Annotated in this window: 20 protein-coding genes; 9 read left to right on the top strand and 11 right to left on the bottom strand. The window is 69.6% G+C overall.

From position 1 onward, the window contains the following. Window positions 1–108 precede the first annotated feature (108 nt). From ASD30_RS17510 to dnaA, 5 genes are all read right to left on the bottom strand, one after another. The gene (locus ASD30_RS17510) at window positions 109–735 is read right to left on the bottom strand and encodes a DUF721 domain-containing protein (protein WP_235530146.1); all 627 of its coding nucleotides are present in this window, start codon (window positions 733–735) and stop codon (window positions 109–111) included. Then, complete coding sequence (recF, locus tag ASD30_RS17505; RefSeq protein WP_082563913.1) at window positions 725–1,984, bottom strand: DNA replication/repair protein RecF; 1,260 nt, start codon at window positions 1,982–1,984, stop codon at window positions 725–727. The genes ASD30_RS17510 and recF overlap by 11 nt, the downstream gene beginning before the upstream one ends. Window positions 1,985–1,990: 6 nt before the next feature. Then, window positions 1,991–2,965: a phosphogluconate dehydrogenase (NAD(+)-dependent, decarboxylating) gene (gene gnd / locus ASD30_RS17500; protein ID WP_082563912.1), complete on the bottom strand. Its 975-nt coding sequence runs from the start codon at window positions 2,963–2,965 to the stop codon at window positions 1,991–1,993. Window positions 2,966–3,027: 62 nt separating this feature from the next. Beyond that, window positions 3,028–4,173: a DNA polymerase III subunit beta gene (dnaN, locus tag ASD30_RS17495; RefSeq protein ID WP_056684206.1), complete on the bottom strand. Its 1,146-nt coding sequence runs from the start codon at window positions 4,171–4,173 to the stop codon at window positions 3,028–3,030. 357 nt (window positions 4,174–4,530) lie between these two features. Continuing rightward, a complete protein-coding gene (gene dnaA / locus ASD30_RS17490; protein ID WP_056684203.1) occupies window positions 4,531–5,997 on the bottom strand; it encodes a chromosomal replication initiator protein DnaA in 1,467 nt (488 codons plus the stop codon). Between the two features lie 589 nt (window positions 5,998–6,586). Between dnaA and rpmH the strand changes: the two genes are divergently transcribed. The 8 genes from rpmH (at window position 6,587) to ASD30_RS17455 (ending at window position 11,740) form a co-directional block, all read left to right on the top strand. Further along, on the top strand, window positions 6,587–6,724 hold the full coding sequence (gene rpmH / locus ASD30_RS17485) for a 50S ribosomal protein L34 (RefSeq protein WP_056684200.1): 138 nt from the start codon (window positions 6,587–6,589) through the stop codon (window positions 6,722–6,724). 24 nt (window positions 6,725–6,748) lie between these two features. Beyond that, on the top strand, window positions 6,749–7,087 hold the full coding sequence (gene rnpA, locus ASD30_RS17480; protein ID WP_056684197.1) for a ribonuclease P protein component: 339 nt from the start codon (window positions 6,749–6,751) through the stop codon (window positions 7,085–7,087). Beyond that, window positions 7,084–7,332: a membrane protein insertion efficiency factor YidD gene (yidD, locus tag ASD30_RS26135; protein ID WP_082563911.1), complete on the top strand. Its 249-nt coding sequence runs from the start codon at window positions 7,084–7,086 to the stop codon at window positions 7,330–7,332. Before rnpA ends, yidD begins: the two co-directional genes overlap by 4 nt. Before the next feature lie 33 nt (window positions 7,333–7,365). Next, window positions 7,366–8,313, top strand: a complete 948-nt coding sequence (yidC, locus tag ASD30_RS17475) for a membrane protein insertase YidC (protein WP_056685222.1) — start codon at window positions 7,366–7,368, stop codon at window positions 8,311–8,313. An 8-nt stretch (window positions 8,314–8,321) separates the two neighbouring features. Further along, window positions 8,322–8,840, top strand: coding sequence for a Jag family protein (locus ASD30_RS17470; RefSeq protein WP_442938246.1), 519 nt, complete (start codon window positions 8,322–8,324; stop codon window positions 8,838–8,840). Between the two features lie 70 nt (window positions 8,841–8,910). After that, complete coding sequence (rsmG, locus tag ASD30_RS17465; RefSeq protein ID WP_056684191.1) at window positions 8,911–9,582, top strand: 16S rRNA (guanine(527)-N(7))-methyltransferase RsmG; 672 nt, start codon at window positions 8,911–8,913, stop codon at window positions 9,580–9,582. A 116-nt stretch (window positions 9,583–9,698) separates the two neighbouring features. After that, entirely contained in the window at window positions 9,699–10,679 is a 981-nt protein-coding gene (locus tag ASD30_RS17460; protein WP_200950102.1) for a ParA family protein, read from the top strand. Beyond that, on the top strand, window positions 10,676–11,740 hold the full coding sequence (locus tag ASD30_RS17455) for a ParB/RepB/Spo0J family partition protein (protein WP_056684184.1): 1,065 nt from the start codon (window positions 10,676–10,678) through the stop codon (window positions 11,738–11,740). The genes ASD30_RS17460 and ASD30_RS17455 overlap by 4 nt, the downstream gene beginning before the upstream one ends. Before the next feature lie 205 nt (window positions 11,741–11,945). On the opposite strand, the gene ASD30_RS17450 is transcribed toward ASD30_RS17455, so the two are convergent. Then, window positions 11,946–12,716, bottom strand: coding sequence for a lysophospholipid acyltransferase family protein (locus ASD30_RS17450; protein ID WP_056684181.1), 771 nt, complete (start codon window positions 12,714–12,716; stop codon window positions 11,946–11,948). 46 nt (window positions 12,717–12,762) lie between these two features. Between ASD30_RS17450 and ASD30_RS17445 the strand changes: the two genes are divergently transcribed. Continuing rightward, window positions 12,763–13,482, top strand: a complete 720-nt coding sequence (locus tag ASD30_RS17445) for a GNAT family N-acetyltransferase (protein ID WP_235530145.1) — start codon at window positions 12,763–12,765, stop codon at window positions 13,480–13,482. 2 nt (window positions 13,483–13,484) lie between these two features. Here the strand turns inward: ASD30_RS17445 and trxA are convergent, their stop codons facing one another. From trxA to ASD30_RS17420, 5 genes are all read right to left on the bottom strand, one after another. Next, a complete protein-coding gene (gene trxA / locus ASD30_RS17440; RefSeq protein ID WP_056684178.1) occupies window positions 13,485–13,811 on the bottom strand; it encodes a thioredoxin in 327 nt (108 codons plus the stop codon). 115 nt (window positions 13,812–13,926) lie between these two features. After that, window positions 13,927–14,931 carry a thioredoxin-disulfide reductase gene (gene trxB, locus ASD30_RS17435; protein ID WP_056684175.1) on the bottom strand — a complete coding sequence of 335 codons (1,005 nt, stop codon included), beginning with the start codon at window positions 14,929–14,931 and terminating at the stop codon, window positions 13,927–13,929. A gap of 80 nt (window positions 14,932–15,011) precedes the next feature. After that, on the bottom strand, window positions 15,012–15,770 hold the full coding sequence (locus ASD30_RS17430) for a hypothetical protein (protein ID WP_056684172.1): 759 nt from the start codon (window positions 15,768–15,770) through the stop codon (window positions 15,012–15,014). Window positions 15,771–15,840: 70 nt separating this feature from the next. Beyond that, window positions 15,841–16,497: an RNA polymerase sigma factor SigM gene (gene sigM / locus ASD30_RS17425; protein WP_156388765.1), complete on the bottom strand. Its 657-nt coding sequence runs from the start codon at window positions 16,495–16,497 to the stop codon at window positions 15,841–15,843. Further along, window positions 16,494–18,305 carry a protein kinase family protein gene (locus tag ASD30_RS17420; RefSeq protein WP_056684169.1) on the bottom strand — a complete coding sequence of 604 codons (1,812 nt, stop codon included), beginning with the start codon at window positions 18,303–18,305 and terminating at the stop codon, window positions 16,494–16,496. Before ASD30_RS17420 ends, sigM begins: the two co-directional genes overlap by 4 nt. Between the last annotated feature and the right edge of the window lie 52 nt (window positions 18,306–18,357).

Genomic DNA, 18,357 nt, shown 5'->3' with positions numbered 1-18,357 from the left:
CAGCGCTCGACGTACGCGCTTCGACTCGTGCGCCCTTGTTGACACTTTGCACGCGGCGGGCGGGGTGCAAAGTGTCGTGGACAGCGCGTTACTCGGGGAGGGGGATGGTCAGCCGTAGGTGTCGCGGGGGCCCCGGCCGTCGCGGACCCCGAGCCGGCCCTTCTTCCACGACGGGAGGTTGGGTCCCTCGACCTCGATCAGGGTCACTGCCCCGTGCCCGAGGTCCTCGTTGAGCCGCCGGACCAGGGTCGGTGCCAACAGGCGCAACTGGGTGGCCCAGGCCGTCGAGTCGGTGCGCACCGTGAGGCGGCCGTCGGCGTACGTCGTGGGCGTGCAGTGCTGCGCGACCTCGTCGCCGACGATGCTGGCCCACCGACCGAAGACGCCGTGCACCTTGAGGTCGAGCGCCCACCCATGGTCGGAGACCAGGCGGCCGAGCGTGGTGTCGAGGGTCTGAGGATCACGCTCGTCAGGGAAGGCGCCAGACGACTTGGGCCGCCGGCCGCGCGGCATGCCCTCGGGCAGGTCGCGACGACGACGCTTCTTGCGCGCCGGGCTCAGCGCCGAACCGGCCACCGATTTGGCGATCGACCTGGCCAGGTCGAGCCCGGTGTCGTCGTGGTCGGGGCTGACCCAGAACGTCGAGTCCGGGGTGGGCTCGTCCGGGGTCTCGACGGAGTCGGCCATCGGATCGGCCGCCTCGTCGACCGGGCCGTCCTCCGGTTCAGGTTTCACGGGAAACACTGTCCTCCACGGCCGCACCGTCTGCCACTGGACCGTCTTCCTGACCCGCACCTGCCTGGCCGGTGTCCCCCGCGCGCTCCGCGCTGACCGCCCCCTCGCGGGTGACCGTGCCGTCGGCCACGACGTACCGCACCCCGGCCAGCGCGGCCGGCACGTCCTCCGGAACGGCGGCGGTGACCAGGACCTGCTCGGCACCGGCGACCAGCTCGGCCAGCTGCCGGCGGCGTTGTACGTCGAGCTCGGCGAACACGTCGTCGAGGATCAGGATCGGGTCGTCGCCGTCACTGCGCAGCAGGTCGTACGACGCCAGCTTGAGTGCCAGCGCGAACGACCATGACTCGCCGTGTGACGCGTAACCCTTGACCGGCAACCGCGCCTCGGTGCTGCCGAGGGTGAGCACCAGCTCGTCGCGGTGCGGCCCGACCAGGGAGATGCCGCGGTCGAGCTCGTCCTTGCGGCGCACCTCGATCTCAGCGAGTAGTGCCCCCTCGATCGACGACTGCTCGACCAGCACGCCCTCGAGGTCGAGCGAGGGCTTGTAGGTCAGGTCGGCTTCGTCGCGCGAGGCGCCGCGGGCGACGGTCTCGTAGGCCTTGCCGACGTAGGGACGCAGTGCCTCCACCAGCCGGATCCGCGCGACGAGAAGCTCGGCACCGAGTCGGGCGAGGTGCTCGTCCCACACGACCAGAGTCGCCAGGGCGCCCTCCTGCGAGCTCGAGCCGCGGCGCGCGTTGCCGGCGGTCTTGAGCAGCGAGTTGCGCTGCTTGAGCACCCGGTCGTAGTCGGATCGCATGCCGGCCAGCCGCGGCGTGCGCAGGATCAGCAGGTCGTCGAGGAAGCGGCGGCGGTCGGACGGGTCGCCCTTGACCAGGGTGAGGTCCTCGGGGGAGAAGACCACCGTGCGGACCAGGCCGAGGATCTCCCTGGCCCGGGGCAGGGGAGAGCGGTTGATGCGAGCGCGGTTGGCCTTGCCGGGGTTGAGCTCCACCTCGAGCACGGCGGTGCGACCGTCACGCACCACGGCCGCGCGGACGATCGCGCGCTCGGCGCCCGAGCGGATCATCGGCGCCTCGCTCGACACCCGGTGCGACGACAACCGCGAGAGGTAGTCGATCGCCTCGACCAGGTTCGTCTTGCCCTGCCCGTTGCGGCCGATGAACGCGCAGACCCCCGGCTCGAGGGGTACGTCGATGGCGGCGTACGAGCGGAAGTCCTGCAGGGTGAGGTGGGCGACGTGCAAGTGGTGCTATCTCTCCGACGGGGGCGACTGGTCGCCCGAGCCCGCCTTCTCTGCGGCGCCGGTCTGGTCGGGGGCGCCGCCGCCTGCCGCGTCGCCTCCCTTGGGGGCGTCGGTCTTCATGGCGTGTCCACCGAACTGGTTGCGCATGGCGGCGACGGCCTTCATCGCGGGGGAGTCGTCCTGGCGCGAGATGAAGCGGGCGTAGAGCGCGGCGGTGATGGCGGGGGTGGCGACCGCGTTCTCGATGCCGGCCTCGACGGTCCAGCGGCCCTCGCCGGAGTCCTCGGCGTAGCCGGCAATGCCCTCGAGTCCGGGGGCGTCGTCGAGTGCGGCGACGAGCAGGTCGAGCAGCCAGGAACGGATCACCGTTCCCTCTCGCCAGGAGCGGAACACCTCGGTCACGTTGTCGACCGACTCGACCTTCTCGAGAAGCTCCCAGCCCTCGGCGTACGCCTGCATGATGGCGTACTCGATGCCGTTGTGGACCATCTTGGAGAAGTGGCCGGCGCCGACCTTGCCCGCGTGGACCGAGCCGAACTCGCCCTCGGGACGGAGCGCGTCGAAGGCCGGCTGGACCTTCTCGACGTCGGCCGCGTCGCCGCCGTACATCAGGGCGTAGCCGTTCTCGAGACCCCAGACGCCGCCGGAGACACCGCAGTCGACGTACCCGATCTTCTTGGCGGCGAGGAGCTCGGCGTGGGCGATGTCGTCGGTCCATCGGGAGTTGCCGCCGTCGACCACGACGTCGCCCTCACCGAGCAGCTCGCCCAGCGCGGTGACCGTCTCGCGGGTCGGGTCGCCCGCGGGCACCATCACCCAGACCACCTTGGGGGAGGGCAGCTTCTCGACCAGTTCCTCGAGCGAGGCGACGTCGCTGACGTCGGGATTGCGGTCGAAGCCGACGACGGTGTGGCCGGCGCGGCGCAACCGCTCACGCATGTTGCCGCCCATCTTGCCGAGCCCGATGAGTCCGATTTCCATGCCTTCTCCTCAGTGGTGGTGGGAGGTGTGCGTTGTCGGGAAGCGGTGCCGGACCCGCGGGGTCAGGAGAGCAGGCGGCGCGGCATCAGCAGGTAGCGGAAGCCGCTGCCCTTGCCGTCGACGCCGTCGCCGGAGGTGCCGCTCATCACGACGGGCTTGGACGCCTGGGTGAAGGCGAGCTCGACGACCGGCTCCTCGATGGCGGTCAGGCCGTCGAGCAGGAACTGCGGGTTGAACCCGGTGGTGATGTCTTCACCCTCGATCGTCGCCTCGATCGACTCGCTCGCCTGCGCCTCGTCGCCGGAGCCGGCGTCGAGGGTCAGCACGCCGTCGCTGAACGCCAGCTGGACGGCGGTGTTGCGCTCGGCCACCAGGGCGACGCGCTTGACCGACTCGATCAGCGCGGCCTTGTCGACCTTCGCGACGGTGAGGTGCTCGTTGGGGAACAGGCTGCGGACCTTCGGGAACTCGCCGTCCAGCAACCGGGTCGTCGTACGACGCACACCGCCGGGGGCCGCACCCTCGAAACCGATGATGCCGTCGCCGGAGCCGCTGGCGGCCAGGGCGATGCTGACCTCGCTGCCCGACGTCAGGGACTTGGCGGTGTCGGCGAGGACCTTGGCCGGCACCAGGGCGGCCACGCTCTCGTCGGGAGTGCGCGGCGACCAGCCCAGCTCGCGGTGGGAGAGCCGGAACCGGTCGGTGGCCAGCAGTGAGATGGCCGAGCCGTCGATCTCGATGCGGACACCGGTCAGCACCGGGAGCATGTCGTCGCGACCGGCCGCGGTGACGGCCTGGGCCACGGCGTGGGCGAACACGTCGCTCTGCACGGTGCCGGTGGCGGCGGGCATGTCGGGCAGCGACGGGTAGTCGTCGACCGGCATGGTCTGGAGGCTGAACCGCGCCGAGCCACAGGTCAGCGAGACCCGGGAACCGTCGATGGTCATCTCGACCGGCTTGTTCGGCAGGCTGCGGCAGATGTCGGCGAGGAGCCGGCCGCTGACCAGGGCCGTGCCCTCGTCGGCGACGTCGGCAGCGAGGGTGGCGCGGGCCGAGGTCTCGTAGTCGAACGTGGAGAGGACCAGGCCCTCGTCGCCCGCCTCGATGAGCAGACCGGCCAGGACAGGGACGCTGGGCCGGACCGGAAGGCTGCGGGCAGCCCAGGCCACGGCATCGGCGAGAGCATCACGCTCGACGCGGAACTTCACGGTTCTTCTGCCTCCGGATGGGTGTCGTCACAAGTCTGGACTGTGCATCCTGCCATGACGGTGGGTGTGTGGTCATCGGCCGGTGTAGTTCTCCCCAGAAGCCCGCTCGCTTGAAGTTCACGGGCATTGGGAGTCCAGATAGGTCTCATCGTTGTCGTAGGTTCGGTGGAAATTGTGCATAACTGTCATCGTGGCTGGTCAGAGGCGGTTTTGGAGTGCACAGTCCCTGTGGGCCAAATCGTGACGAACGGCTGGGCCGTGTGCATTCGGGCCGGGTGGAATGACAACTTGCAGTGCGAGTCCACAACTCACTCATTTGTGTTTCGTGGTGATCGGGCCCGGTTGTCCACAACGTCGTCAGGTCTGGCGGGCCTGCATCTTGATCCGGTTGGTGAGCTCGCTGACCTGGTTGAAGACCGACCGGCGCTCGGCGAGCAGGGTCTTCATCTTGCGGTCGGCGTACATCACGGTGGTGTGGTCGCGGTTGCCGAACTGGGCGCCGATCTTGGGCAGCGAGAGGTCGGTCAGCTCGCGGCAGAGGTACATCGCGATCTGGCGACCGGTGACCAGGTGCCGGCTGCGGCTCGGGCCGGTGAGGTCCTCGATGGAGACCCCGAAGTACGCCGCGGTCTGCGCGATGATCGCCGCCGCGGTGATCTCGGGCTCCCCGCCCTCGGGGATGAGGTCCTTGAGCACGATCTCGGCCAGGGTCAGGTCGACCTCCTGGCGGTTCAGGCTGGCGAAGGCGGTGACCCGGATCAGCGCGCCCTCGAGCTCGCGGATGTTGGTCTGGATCTTGCTGGCGATGAACTCGAGCACCTCGGGTGGCGCGGTCATCCGCTCGATCGCGGCCTTCTTGCGCAGGATCGCGATGCGGGTCTCGAGGTCGGGCGGCTGCACGTCGGTGATCAGGCCCCACTCGAACCGGCTGCGCAGCCGGTCCTCGAGTGCCTCGAGCCGCTTGGGCGCCCGGTCGGAGGTGAGCACGATCTGCTTGTTGGCGTTGTGCAGCGCGTTGAAGGTGTGGAAGAACTCCTCCTGCGTCTGCGTCTTGCCCTCGAGGAACTGGATGTCGTCGATGAGGAGTACGTCGACCTCGCGGTAGCGCCGCTGGAACGTCTCGGGGCGCTTGTCCTTGATGGCGTTGATGAACTCGTTGGTGAACTCTTCGGACGAGACGTAGCGCACCTTGGCGCCGCGGTAGAGCGAGCGCACGTAGTGGCCGATGGCGTGCAGCAGGTGGGTCTTGCCGAGCCCGGAGTCGCCGTAGACCAGGAGCGGGTTGTACGCCTTGCCCGGGGCCTCGGCCACGGCCACCGCCGCGGCGTGCGGGAAGCGGTTGGAGGAGCCGATGACGAACGTCTCGAAGGTGTACTTCGGGTTGAGCCGGGTCTCGAGCACACTCCCCTGAACACTTGTCGACATGTCGACAAGTCCACTTGTCTGCATGTCGTCGATCGGGTGGTCGGCGCGGCCGCCGCCCTGGTGGTGCAGGTCGTCGCGGGTGTCCGGGACCGGCGGCGGTGTCACGGCCTGGTCGTCGAACGTCGCTTCGTCGAGCTGCGGGTCGACAGTCACCGCAATGCGGACCCGGTGGCCCAGTGCTTCGGTGAGCGAGTCCTCGAGGCGGGTGCGGAGCCGGCCCTCGAGCTGACCCCTGGTGAAGTCGTTGGGCACGGCGATGATGGCGGTGTGCTCGTGCAGGGTGACCGGTTCGCTCGAGCGCAGCCACGCGCGCTGGTTCGGCTGCAGGTCGTCGACGAGGGTGCGCCAGACCTCGTGGAGCGTGGGCTGCCCGGGAGTTGCGCCGTCGCTGTTGTCCACCTGTGGATCCCCCAACTTGTTGCTCGCGGGGCGGCCGGAGCCGCCGATTGCCTCACATCGTCCTGCTGCGCCGTTCCTCGGCGAGGTCGGCGGAAATCTTTCCACAACTTTGTCCACAGGCTGTGAACGCCGGGTGTTCCTTGTGGAGAACCCGGCCCCATTCCGCTCCGGAGCAATCGATCGTGGTGCGTTTTCCCAGTTCAGAGGCCCTTTTCGGGACAATGTGACGGGGGTCACGGACGCATGCCCGTTGATCCGGAATCGGGGTCGTGGGGAACCTCGGTAGAGGCGAACGTAACAAGCGGAAGGCCCCCGGATCAACCCGTCATCCACAGGCTGGTGGATGGTGAGTTTGACCCTCTCTTCGCGCAACGCGTACCGTTACTTGGTCACCCCGGTGTCGACCGGTGCCGCATGTCCACGACTGCCCTGCCTGCAGGGCCTTGCGTGGGTGGGCGGTGCCAGCCGAATAGCTGCCCGTCGCGTTGGGCACCGTGTGAACAACAGCGGAATGGCCACAACGCCAGTCCAGAACGATCAGATCAGAACGTCAGTCCTGAACACCCATCCTCCAGGGGAGATAAAGCTCGTGAGCAAGCGTACCTACCAGCCGAACAACCGCCGCCGTCACAAGGTGCACGGTTTCCGTCTGCGCATGCGCACCCGCGCCGGCCGGGCCATCCTGTCCACGCGCCGTCGCAAGGGTCGCAGCAAGCTCGCTGTCTGAGCCCGCTGCTGAATCTGCGCGGCCGTGCTGCCCCGGGAGCACCGCCTCACCACCGGCGCTGACTTCCGTTCCGCATCTCGCAACGGCCGCCGTGCCGGTTCGCGGACGCTCGTCGTACACCTCTGGGTGGACGACGCGACCGACGCACCGGTCCGTGTCGGGTTCGTGGTGAGCAAGGCAGTCGGGAATGCGGTCATCCGCAATCGCGTGAAGCGTCGACTTCGACACCTCGTCCGGGAGCAACTTTCGTCGCTCCCGGACTTCGGCGTGCTCGTGGTCCGTGCGCTGCCCGCCTCGGCCGAGGCGTCGTACGCCGACCTGGCCGACGACCTCGCCCGAACCCTCGGCCGGGTGAGCGCGTGAAGTACCCCCTGATCTGGTTCCTCAAGGCCTATCGCCTGTTGATCAGCCCGCTCTACGGGCAGGTCTGCCGCTATCACCCCTCGTGCTCGGCGTACGCGCTCGAAGCGGTCACCCGTCACGGCAGCATTCGCGGAAGCTGGCTGGCTGTGCGCCGTCTGGCACGCTGTCACCCGTGGGCCGCCGGCGGATACGACCCCGTGCCACCCAATCGTCCTGCCCCACCCGCCCCTCTCCAAGGAGCCTGAGTGTCCTTCCTCGGCGACATCGGCCACTTCATCATGGTCCCGCTGTACTACGTGATCTCCGTCGTGCTGGTGGGCTTCCACAAGCTGTTCAGCACGTTCATGGACCCGGCTGGCGGTGCCGCGTGGGCGTTGTCGATCGTCGGGCTGACGCTCGTGATCCGTGCCGCCCTGATCCCGCTGTTCGTGAAGCAGATCAAGTCTTCACGCAACATGCAGCTGCTGCAGCCGAAGGTCAAGGAGCTGCAGAAGAAGTACGGCCACGACCGGGAGCGGCTCGCCCAGGAGACGATGGCGCTCTACAAGGAGGCCGGGACCAACCCGTTCGCCTCCTGCCTGCCGATCCTGCTGCAGATGCCGATCTTCCTTGCCCTCTTCCGCCTGCTCGACCAGGCGGCGAAGAAGGGCAAGGCGCACGGCGTCCTGGACGAGACCGCCGCGCGTCAGTTCGGCGACTCGAAGCTCTTCGGCGTCGACCTCGCCGGCACATTCCTCAAGGCTGACGGCGACCACCGCCTGCAGGTCATGGCGCTGGTCTTCGTGCTGGCCATGCTGGTCACCACGTTCACCACGCAGCGTCAGCTGATGACCAAGAACATGCCGGCCTCGGCGATGACCGGCCCCTACGCCCAGCAGCAGAAGATGCTGCTCTACGTGCTCCCGGTGGTCTTCGCCGTCGGTGGCGTCGCGTTCCCGATCGGTGTCCTCATCTACTGGACCGTCTCGAACCTGTGGACCATGGGTCAGCAGTTCTACGTGATCCGCAACAACCCCGTGCCCGGCACGCCCGCGGCCGCCGCCAAGGCGGAACGCGACAAGGCGCACGCCGCCCGCAAGGGCCTGAAGACCGACGCCGAGGTGTCCACCGACACCCTCACCGAGGCCGTCGAGGAGCCGAAGGTCGCACCCCGCGTGCAGCCGAAGAAGCAGCCTCGCAGCCAGCGGACGAACAAGAAGAAGAGTCCGCCGAAGAAGCGTCCCTGACCTACCCATTGCACCAAGGAGTTCCACACGTGAGTGAAGAAGTGACCGAGGACGCCACGCGTCCCTCCCGCATCCAGCGTCTCGAGCAGGAGGGCGACATCGCCGCCGACTACCTCGAGGAACTGCTCGACATCGCCGATCTCGACGGTGACCTGGACATGGACGTCGAGGGTGACCGCGCCGCCGTGTCCATCGTCGGCGCCGACCTCTCGCAGCTCATCGGCTCCAACGGCGAGGTCCTCGAGGCCCTCCAGGAGCTCACCCGCCTTGCGGTCTACCGCGAGACCGGCGACCGGTCCCGCCTGATGCTCGACATCGGCGGCTACCGGGCCGACCAGAAGACGAGCCTGGTGAAGCTGGCCGAGGAGACCATCGCGCAGGTCAAGGAGACCGGTGAGCCGGTGTCCCTCGACCCGATGTCCCCCTTCGAGCGCAAGGTGGTCCACGACGCCGTGGCAGCCGGCGGCCTGCAGTCGGAGTCCGAGGGCGCCGAGCCGCGTCGCTTCGTCGTGGTGCTTCCGGCGTGACGGTCTCCTGATCGTGGTTTCACGTGAAACACCCTCCGCGCCCCCGGAGACTCCGGAGGCGGCGCGGAGGGTGTTCGCATCTTCGCGACTCCCCCTCATCGAGGCGTACGCCGCCTCCCTTGCCGACGCCGGCGTGGTCCGTGGGCTGATCGGCCCCCGTGAGGCGCCCCGCCTGTGGGAGCGCCATCTGTTGAACTGTGCCGTGCTCGGTGACGCGATACCCGAGAACATGAGCGTCTGCGACATCGGCAGCGGGGCCGGTCTCCCCGGGCTCGTGCTGGCGATCGCGCGGCCTGACCTCCAGATCACGCTCGTAGAGCCACTGTTGCGTCGCACGACCTATCTGAATGAAGTCGTCGAAGCCTTGGCGCTCGAGAACGTCGAGGTGGTCCGCGGCCGTGCAGACGCCCTGCACGGCCGTCGCACCTTCGACGTCGTCACCTCCCGCGCGGTGGCACCGCTGGGTCGGTTGCTGGAGTGGTCGATGCCGCTGGTCTCCGCCGAGGGAGCCCTCGTGGCGATGAAGGGATCCTCGGTCGAGGACGAGATCGTCGAGGCCGCCCCCGTGCTTGCGAAGCTGGGCTGCACTCCCCCTGAGACAGTCGTGCTGGGCGAAGGCCTGGTCGATCCGCTCACGTATGCCGTGAGAGTGGCATGGGCAGGCCTCCCGACGGTACGTTTGGACGCTCCGGCAGGTGGTGGCTCGAAGCGTTCCCGCCGGCAGGCCCGGCGTGGCTCATGAGCGGCCTTTTCGAGTCACCTGCAGCACCCGATCAAGAGTTATCCACCGGGGAAAACACCTCTGCTGAGCGTGGTTCTCCACAGAGTCAGGTCCATTCTCCACAGGAAGAGGATTCCGTGGTTTCACGTGAAACATCGGCCTCCACCCCCGGATTCGTGGTCCGAACGGCCGCGGAGGTCGCGGATTCGGAGCCCACCTTCCAGAGCGAGAGCACGCCGCTGGCGCGAGCCGCCGAGCACTCCATCCTGGCTCGACGCTCGGCCTTCGGTCGCCCGTCGGTCGGTCGCCCGGCCCAGACCCGGGTGATGGTCGTGGCCAACCAGAAGGGCGGCGTGGGCAAGACCACCTCGACCGTGAACCTGGCCGCCGCGCTCGTCCAGCTCGGCCAGCGTGTCCTGGTCATCGACCTCGACCCTCAGGGCAACGCGTCGACCGCACTTTCGGTCGAGCACCACCGCGGCGTGCCCTCGACGTACGACATGCTCGTCGAGGGCTCCCCCCTCGCAGAGGTCGCCAGCCAGAGCCCCGAGTTCGAGAACCTCTCGGTGGTCCCCGCGACCATCGACCTGGCCGGCGCGGAGATCGAGCTGGTCTCCGTGGTGGCGCGCGAGAGCCGCCTCCAGAAGGCGATCGACGCGCACCCCCTCGTCGGCACCGAGGCGGAGGCCGGCGAGGAGCGCTTCGACTACGTGCTCATCGACTGCCCGCCGTCCTTGGGTCTGCTCACCCTCAACGCGCTCGTGGCCGGCGCGGAGATGCTGATCCCGATCCAGGCGGAGTACTACGCGCTCGAGGGGCTCGGACAGCTGCTCGAGACCGTCGACATGGTGAAGAAGCACCTCAACAACCGCCTCGACGTCACCACGATCCTGATCACCATGTACGACGCCCGCACGCGACTGGCCGCAGGTGTGGCCGACGAGGTACGAGAACACTTCGGCGACACGGTGCTCAAGACCTCGATCCCTCGTTCCGTCCGGGTCTCGGAGGCCCCTTCCTACGGTCAGACCGTGATGACCTACGATCCGGGATCACCGGGGGCACTCAGCTACCTGGAAGCGGCGCGCGAGATGGCGACCAAGGGAGCGAAGGCATGAACCAGAAGCAGACCCAGCGACGTGGCCTCGGACGTGGCCTCGGTGCGCTGATCCCGACCGCTCCCGCGGAGCCCCAGGACGCACCGTCAACAGACGGCACGCCGGGTCACGCGTCGACCCCTACTTACTACGCCGTCGGCGCCATGTCGTCGGCAGCCACGCCGCAGGACGGTGCGGGCGCCGCAGCAGTCGACGCCGGCGACACTCCCTCAGTGGAGGCTCCCCTGGTCGCGGGGGCCTACTTCGCCGAGCTCCCGCTCAAGTCGATCACCCCGAACGCCCGTCAGCCGCGCCAGGTCTTCGAGGAGGAGGCGATGGCGGAGCTGGTCCACTCGATCCGCGAGGTCGGCCTCCTCCAGCCGATCGTCGTACGTCGCCTCGACGAGGACGGCGCCGACGGTGAGCCGGCGTACGAGCTGATCATGGGTGAGCGCCGGTGGCGGGCCTCGCAGGAGGCCGGCCAGGAGTTCATCCCGGCGATCGTGCGTCAGACCGGCGACAACGACATGCTGCGCGACGCGCTGCTGGAGAACCTGCACCGTTCGCAGTTGAACCCGCTCGAGGAGGCGGCCGCCTACTCGCAGATGCTCGAGGACTTCGGCTGCACGCACGAGGACCTCGCCGGCCGGATCGGTCGCTCGCGACCGCAGATCTCCAACACGTTGCGGCTGCTCAAGCTCTCTCCCGCTGTGCAGCGCCGAGTCGCTGCCGGGGTCCTCTCCGCGGGCCACGCTCGCTCACTCCTCGCGGTCGAGGACGGCGACATCCAGGACCGGCTCGCCCAGCGCGTGGTGGCCGAGGGGATCAGCGTGCGGGGCCTCGAGGAGATCGTCTCCGTGGGCGACCATGGCGGCAAGGGCACCCGTTCGGCGCGCAACAAGCCGACGGCACCCGGCCTCGCCGATCTCGCCGAGAGGCTCTCCGACCGCTTCGAGACCCGGGTCAAGGTCGACCTGGGACGCAGCAAGGGCAAGATCACCGTCGAGTTCGCCTCGATGGAGGACCTGCGCCGCATCGTCGATGTCATGGACCCCCGCAACCGCCAGGACCGCCCGATCTGAGTTCCGTGAAGGCCCGGCCCCGGCGATCAGACGGGGTCGGGCGTTCTGGTTTCGTCACAAGTCACGATATCGATATGTGGTTTTGTCGACAAAACCACATATCGCTTGTTTCACGGGGAACATCCCACGGAAAGCACGCGCTCCCCACGGCAGATCTCTCGTGGGAAGTACAGGTTTCCCCGGCGCGCCGGGGAAACCTGCAGCATCACTTCTTGGCGGCCCGCTTGGCGGCGCGCTTGGCGGCCCGCTCGCGCTTCTCGTTGGCGTCGAGCACCTCGGCCTCCTCGAGCGTGGGGGCCGAGCCGCCGTACGACTTGGGCAGCCACCAGGAGCCCCCGGGCTGCTCGGCGGCGGGGTAGGCCCGGATCGTCTCGTCGAGCAGCTTCTGCAGGGCCGCCTTCAGCTCGGCGGCCTCGGCGACCGGGTCCTCGCCGGTCGGGTGCAACGGCTCACCCACGGCCAGCGCGATGGTCTTGCCGCGGGAGAAGTCCTTGGGGTGGTCCTTGGTGATGATCCGGTGCGTGCCCCACATGATCACCGGGAGGAGGGGTACGCCGGCCTCGGCGGCGATGCGGACGGCGCCGCTCTTGATCTCCTTGATCTGGAACGACCGGGAGATGGTGGCCTCGGGGAAGATGCCGACGGCCTCTCCCTCACGCAGGTAGCGGACCGCCTCGTGGAACGAGTCGAGGCCGTCGGCCCGGTCGACGCGGATGTGGTGCATGGAGCGCATCACCGGCCCGGCGATCTTGTGGTCGAAGATCTCGCGCTTTGCCATGAACCGGACCTTGCGGCCGGACGGGTTTGCGGCGAGGCCGCCGAACACGAAGTCGGCGTACCCGATGTGGTTGCAGGCCAGGAGCACGCCGCCCTCGCGGGGCACGTGCTCGGTGCCGGTCATCGTGAACCTGAGGCCGAGGGCTCGGAACAGGCCCTTGGCGGTGGTGATGATCGACGGGTACGTGAAGTCGCGCAACGGATGCTCCTCGGCGGGTGATGGTGACCACTAGCATGAGGGATGCATGGCGGTCGCGCACAGGCAGGGAGCCCTGACACCGTGGCGCGACCCCGGAGAGCCGGTGATGTCACGCAAGACGGTGCCCCTGACGCTGGACAACCTCGACGGGTTGCCCCAGCCCTGCCAGCACTGCCTGTTCTGGCAGCTCGACCCGGTACGCCGTGACCGGCTCGACGCCGAGGAGTCGGCCTGCGAGAAGGAGGCCTGGATCTCCGAGGTTCTCCGGGAGTGGGGCTCGTGCGGGCGGGTGGCCATGGTCGACGACGAGGCCGTGGGCTACCTGATCTACGCACCGACCGCCTGGGTGCCGGGTGTCTCGGCCTTCCCGACGGCGCCGGTCTCACCCGATGCGCTGGTCCTGACCACGGTGTACGTCGACCCGGCGTGGACCGGGCACGGCATCGGACGGTTGCTGATCCAGGGCCTGGCCAAGGACCTGATCAAGCGCGGGGAGGTGCGTGCCGTGGAGGCGTTCGGCTCGACGCGTGAGCAGGGCCTGGGGCACTGCGTCGTACCGGCGGGGTTCCTCACCCGGGTGGGCTTCAAGACGCAACGGGCGCACCCCACCCACCCGCGGCTGCGGATGGAGCTCCGGTCGGTGCTCACCTGGAAGGACGAGGTGGAGCAGGCGGTGGAGCGCCTGCTGGGTGTGGTGCGCCCGAAACGACCAGCGCCGAAGACCGCCCCTGGGGGGCTGCCTCCGGCGCGTGGGGGACTGAGCTGAGATCAGTTGATGAACTGGTCGAGTTCCTTCAGCAGCGCGGCCTTGGGCTTCGCGCCGACGATGGACTTCACGACCTCGCCGTTCTGGTAGACGTTGATCGTCGGGATGCCGGTGACGCGGTAGGTCGCCGGGGTGACCGGGTTCTCGTCGACATTCAGCTTGAAGAAGCCGATCTTGTCGCCGTGCTGGCCGGCGATCTCGTCGAGGATCGGGGCGACCTGGCGGCACGGGCCGCACCACTCGGCCCAGAAGTCCACGAGGACGGGCTTGTCGGACTTGAGGACCTCGGCGTCGAACTCGGCGTCGGTCACGGCTGCAATGTTGCCCACGGTTATCCCTTTCTGGTTCCCGGGCTGTCCGGGCTGGAAGCTTGGACTGGGTCGTGCACCTGACTCAACACGACCCCACCGACGATCATTCCCGGCGAGACCGGTGATCGCGGCCTCACGCGCCGGCGGTCTGGACTTCCTGGGTGATCGTCTCGGACTCGACGGCGGCGGCACCGGTGGCGGCCGCGTGGTCGAGGGCGGCGATGTAGCGCTCGGCGTCGAGAGCGGCCGAGCAACCGGTGCCGGCAGCGGTGATGGCCTGGCGGTAGTGGTGGTCGACCAGGTCGCCTGCGGCGAAGACGCCCTCGATGTTGGTGCGGGTGGAAGGCTGGTCGACGAGGACGTAGCCGTTCTCGTCGAGGTCGACCTGGCCGGTCAGGAGCTCGGAGCGCGGGTCGTGGCCGACGGCGATGAACAGGCCGGTGGCCTCGAGGGTGCGTTCCTCACCGGTGACCGTGTCGCGCAGGGTCAGGGACTCCAGCGAGTCGGTGCCGTTGATCGAGGCGACCTCGGAGTTCCAGGCGATGTCGAGCTTCGGGTCGGCGAAGGCTCGCTCCTGCATGATCTTGGAGGCGCGCAACTCGTCGCGGCGGTGGATCAGGGTGACCTTGGAGCCGAAGCGGGTCAGGAAGGTGGCCTCCTCGATGGCGGAGTCGCCACCGCCGACCACGGCGATGTTCTGGTCGCGGAAGAAGAAGCCGTCGCAGGTGGCGCACCACGACACGCCGCGTCCGGAGAGCTCCTCCTCGTTGGGCAGGCCGAGCTTGCGGTAGCCCGAGCCGGTCGCCAGGATCACCGAGCGCGCGCGGAACTCGCCGTCGGCGGTGCGCACCACCTTGGGGGTGGCGGTCAGGTCGACCGAGACCACGTCGTCGGGGATCAGCTCGGCGCCGAAGCGCTCGGCCTGGGCGCGCATCTCGTCCATCAGGGCCGGGCCCATGATGCCGTCGCGGAAGCCGGGGAAGTTCTCCACCTCGGTGGTGTTCATCAACGCGCCACCGGCGGTCACCGAGCCCTCGAAGACGAGGGGCTCGAGGTTGGCCCGGGCGGCGTACACGGCCGCGGTGTAGCCGGTCGGGCCGGAGCCGATGATGATCACGTTGCGGACGTCGGTGCTCATGGTGCGCAGGCCTCCCTGGCCGTTGGTCGATCCCGTGGGTCGATCTGGGTACGTCGGGTGCAACCGATCCTACGGGCGGGTCATTCCCCGGAGGGAAGGGTGACCGAATCGACGTAGCGGCCGCTCTTGGGGCCGCAGACGTAGAGGTCGACCCGGCGCCCGGTCGGTGACGGGGGGTGGAAGATGACCAGGGCGTCGCGACCGCGGTACGTCGCGGGCTGGAGCCAGGCGCCGGGAACCGCCTTGTCGGGTCCGCAGCGCCGGGTCAGGGTGGCAGTCTCTCGCGGGGTGACGTCGGCCTTGTACGCCTGGCCGTCCCGGAACGTGACCGGGCCGAGCTCGGAGGTCAGCTCACTCTCGAGGTCGTCCAGGTTCTGCGGCAGGCGTGCCGTGGTCGGTGGCTCCTCGGTTGCGGAGTCGGAGGAGCTGGGAGCGTCCTCGCCCTGGAGCGAGTCCTTGGCGGCGCCGTCGTCGGCGCTCCTGGACTCGGCGCTGCCGTTGTCGCCGTCGGGGGAGCTGTCGAGCATCTGGGTGACGCCGAGGCCGATGGCCGCCACGGCCGCGGCGGAGAGCAGTACGGCGGGCCAGCGGCGGGCCTTGCGCTCACGCCGCTCCGCGAGGGGTACGACGACAGCCCCGTCGGCGTCCGACGTGACGTCGGAGGAGGCGGCTTCGGGAGACGTGGCTTCGGGAGAGGTGGCGCGCTCACCCGAGAGGTCGGCCAGCACGTCGTCGAGGCGTGCCGCGACCTCGGCCGGCATCGGCTCGTCGTGGCGGGCGTCGGCAAGCAGGCGGCGGACCGCCTCGTTCTGGGCGGGGGTCAGCTCCGGGTCGGTCATGGCGATTCACCTCCTGGGTGGATGGGTGGCGAGGCGGGAGATCGAATGGTGGGACGGGGTCGGTGGCCGGTCAGGCGGGTGGCCCGCGCGGTGGGTCCGAGGATGAGACGGGGGAGGAGGCCGGCGGGTTCCCGGGCGTGGGCGGGCTCACGTCGGGTTCGCGGAGCACGCCCAGCAGCGGGGCCAGTCTGGCTCGCCCGCGGGCACACCGGGACTTGATCGTGCCGACCGCGCACTCGAGGATCTCGGCCGCCTCGGCGACGCCGTACCCCTCCATGTCGACCAGCACGAGGGCGGCGCGCTGCTCCTCGGGCAGGGTGCGCAGGGCGTCGAGGACCACGCGCCGGCGCTCACCGTCGGCGGCGGCGTCCTCGGGGAGTGGACCCTGGTCGGAGGTGCTGAGCGTGCCGCGTCCGGCGTACTCGTCGAGGTCGTCGGGCAGGGCCCCGGCGGCCCGGACCTTGTTGGCCCGGATCCGGTCGAGGCACGCATTGACCACCACGCGGTGCAACCAGGTGGTGACCGCGGCGTCTCCCCGGAAGCTGCCGGCCCGGCGGAACGCGGAGATCAGGCCGTCCTGGAGGGCGTCGGCGGCCTCCTCCGGGTTGCCCATGGTGCGCAGGGCCACTGCCCACAGCCGGTCCCGGTGCCTGCCGAACAGCTCCCCGAACGCGTCCGGGTCACCGTCGACGTGGGCGCGCAGGAGGTCGTGGTCGGAGCGGGTCACTCGCGCACCTGGATCTCGGCGACCCTGCCCCGGTAGGAGCCGTCGTTCGGCACCGAGGTCAGCCACAGCACGACCCACCGGCCGGTGGCGGCGTCGCCGGGCTTGAGCACAAGACGTCCCTGGCTCGAGGTCGCCGAGGCGACTGGGTCGAGGTCGTCGACACTCGCCGGGGCGGAGTCGCCGCCGACGACGTACAGCTCGGCAGCCGTGGGGTCGTTGAGCACGGTGGCCACGGCCGACCCGACCTGTTTCTCCTCGCCCAGGTCGACGACCAGGCCAACGCCGGGCTTGAGTCCGCCGGGTCCGAAGTTCTGGTCGTAGCCGGAGGTCTGCCAGGCCGTGGCCGCGTCGCCGTCGATGGCCAGCGGGGCCCGGTCTGAGTTCTCCTCGGGCGGGTCGCCGTAGGGGTCGAGGTCGGAGATGCCGACCGGTTTCAGCACGGCGCGCGCGGAGGTGGTGGTCGTCGCCCGGCTGTCCTCGTCGTCGTCGGAGGCACCGTCGGTGTCGCGGCCGCGGTTGAAGGCGTAGATCATCGCGACCAGGATCAGCAGTGAGGCGGCGATGATCCAGGCGGTGCGCATCCAGTTGCGGCCGGGGACGGAGTCGTCCTCGCCGGGGGTGTCGTCCGGGGCCGGGGGTACGGCGCCGGTGCCGGTCTCCCAGGGCCAGTACTGCGCGGAGTCCTGCTCGGCGCCGGGCCGGGGTGTGCGGACCGCCCGGCCCTCGGGCGGGTCGGGGGCGAAGAGCGGTCGCGCCGGCTGCTCCTCGAACGGCGGCGGAGGCGGGGGTGGCGGCGCGGGGCTGGGGCTGACCCAGCCCACGTCGCCGGAGTCGTCGTAGAACACGGGCGCGCCGGCGACGGTCTCCTCCGCCGGGCTCGGGCGCGCAGGCGGCTCGGGCTCCGGCGTCGGCTCGGGCTCGGGCTCAGGCTCAGGCTCGGGATCTGGTTCGGGCACCGGGTCCGGGGCGAGCACCAGTGCCTCGATGCGTGGCAGGCGCGGGTGGGTGTTGCCACGACGGCTGGCCGCCTCGGCCTCCGCCATCGCCGCGGGGTCGCCGACGTACTCCATCAGCGCGGTCGCGATCGCTGCGGCCGAGTCGTAGCCGTGGTCATGGGGTCCGGGGTAGGGGCTGAGCACCTCGTCGCAGAGTGTGTCGAGGATGCGGGGCACGCCGGCGCGGACCTGGCGTGGGCGCAGGGCTCGGCCGTGCTCCTGCGGGGCTGGCTTGACCGAGGAGGTCGAGATGCCGGGCCACTTGCCGGTGAGTGCGGCGTAGAGCAGGCCGGCGAGGTCGACGACCTCGGTGGAGGTGCGCCCCTCGGGCAGGCCGTGCAGCGCGGCGTCGACGGCGAAGCCGATCACCTTGACGGATCCGCGCTCGTCGATCAGGACGTTCTCGGGGACCAGGCGGCCGTGGGCCACTCCCGAGGCGTGGGCCGCGGCGATGGTCTCGCTGACCTCGCCGATCAGCCACGCCGCACGGCGGGGTGCCAGTGGCCCCTCGGCGAGCATGTTGTTGAGGGAGACGCCCTCGCCCCACTCGTTGACGACGTAGCAGTTGCCCGCGATCGTGCCGATGTCGAGCACCCGGAGCAGGCGCGGGTCGAGGAGGCGGGCCGAGCGCCGGGCCGCAGCACGCAGCTCGTCGGCCCGAGGGTCGTCCTCGCTGATCAGGTGCACCGCGACGTGGCGGGCCAGGATGTTGTCCCACGCCAGCCAGAACCGGGCGCCGCGCGCCTCGTTGAGCAGGTCGATGAGGCGGTAGCGGTCGACAATCACGTCGCCCGGTCGCCGGTACGCCGTCATCGTCGCTTCCCTCCCCATCGCGCGATCAACCAGATGAGCTTCCGGGGCTCAT

Source organism: Nocardioides sp. Root140 (genome assembly GCF_001426745.1).
Taxonomy (GTDB): domain Bacteria; phylum Actinomycetota; class Actinomycetes; order Propionibacteriales; family Nocardioidaceae; genus Nocardioides.
This window is presented reverse-complemented; position numbering and strand designations above follow the sequence as displayed.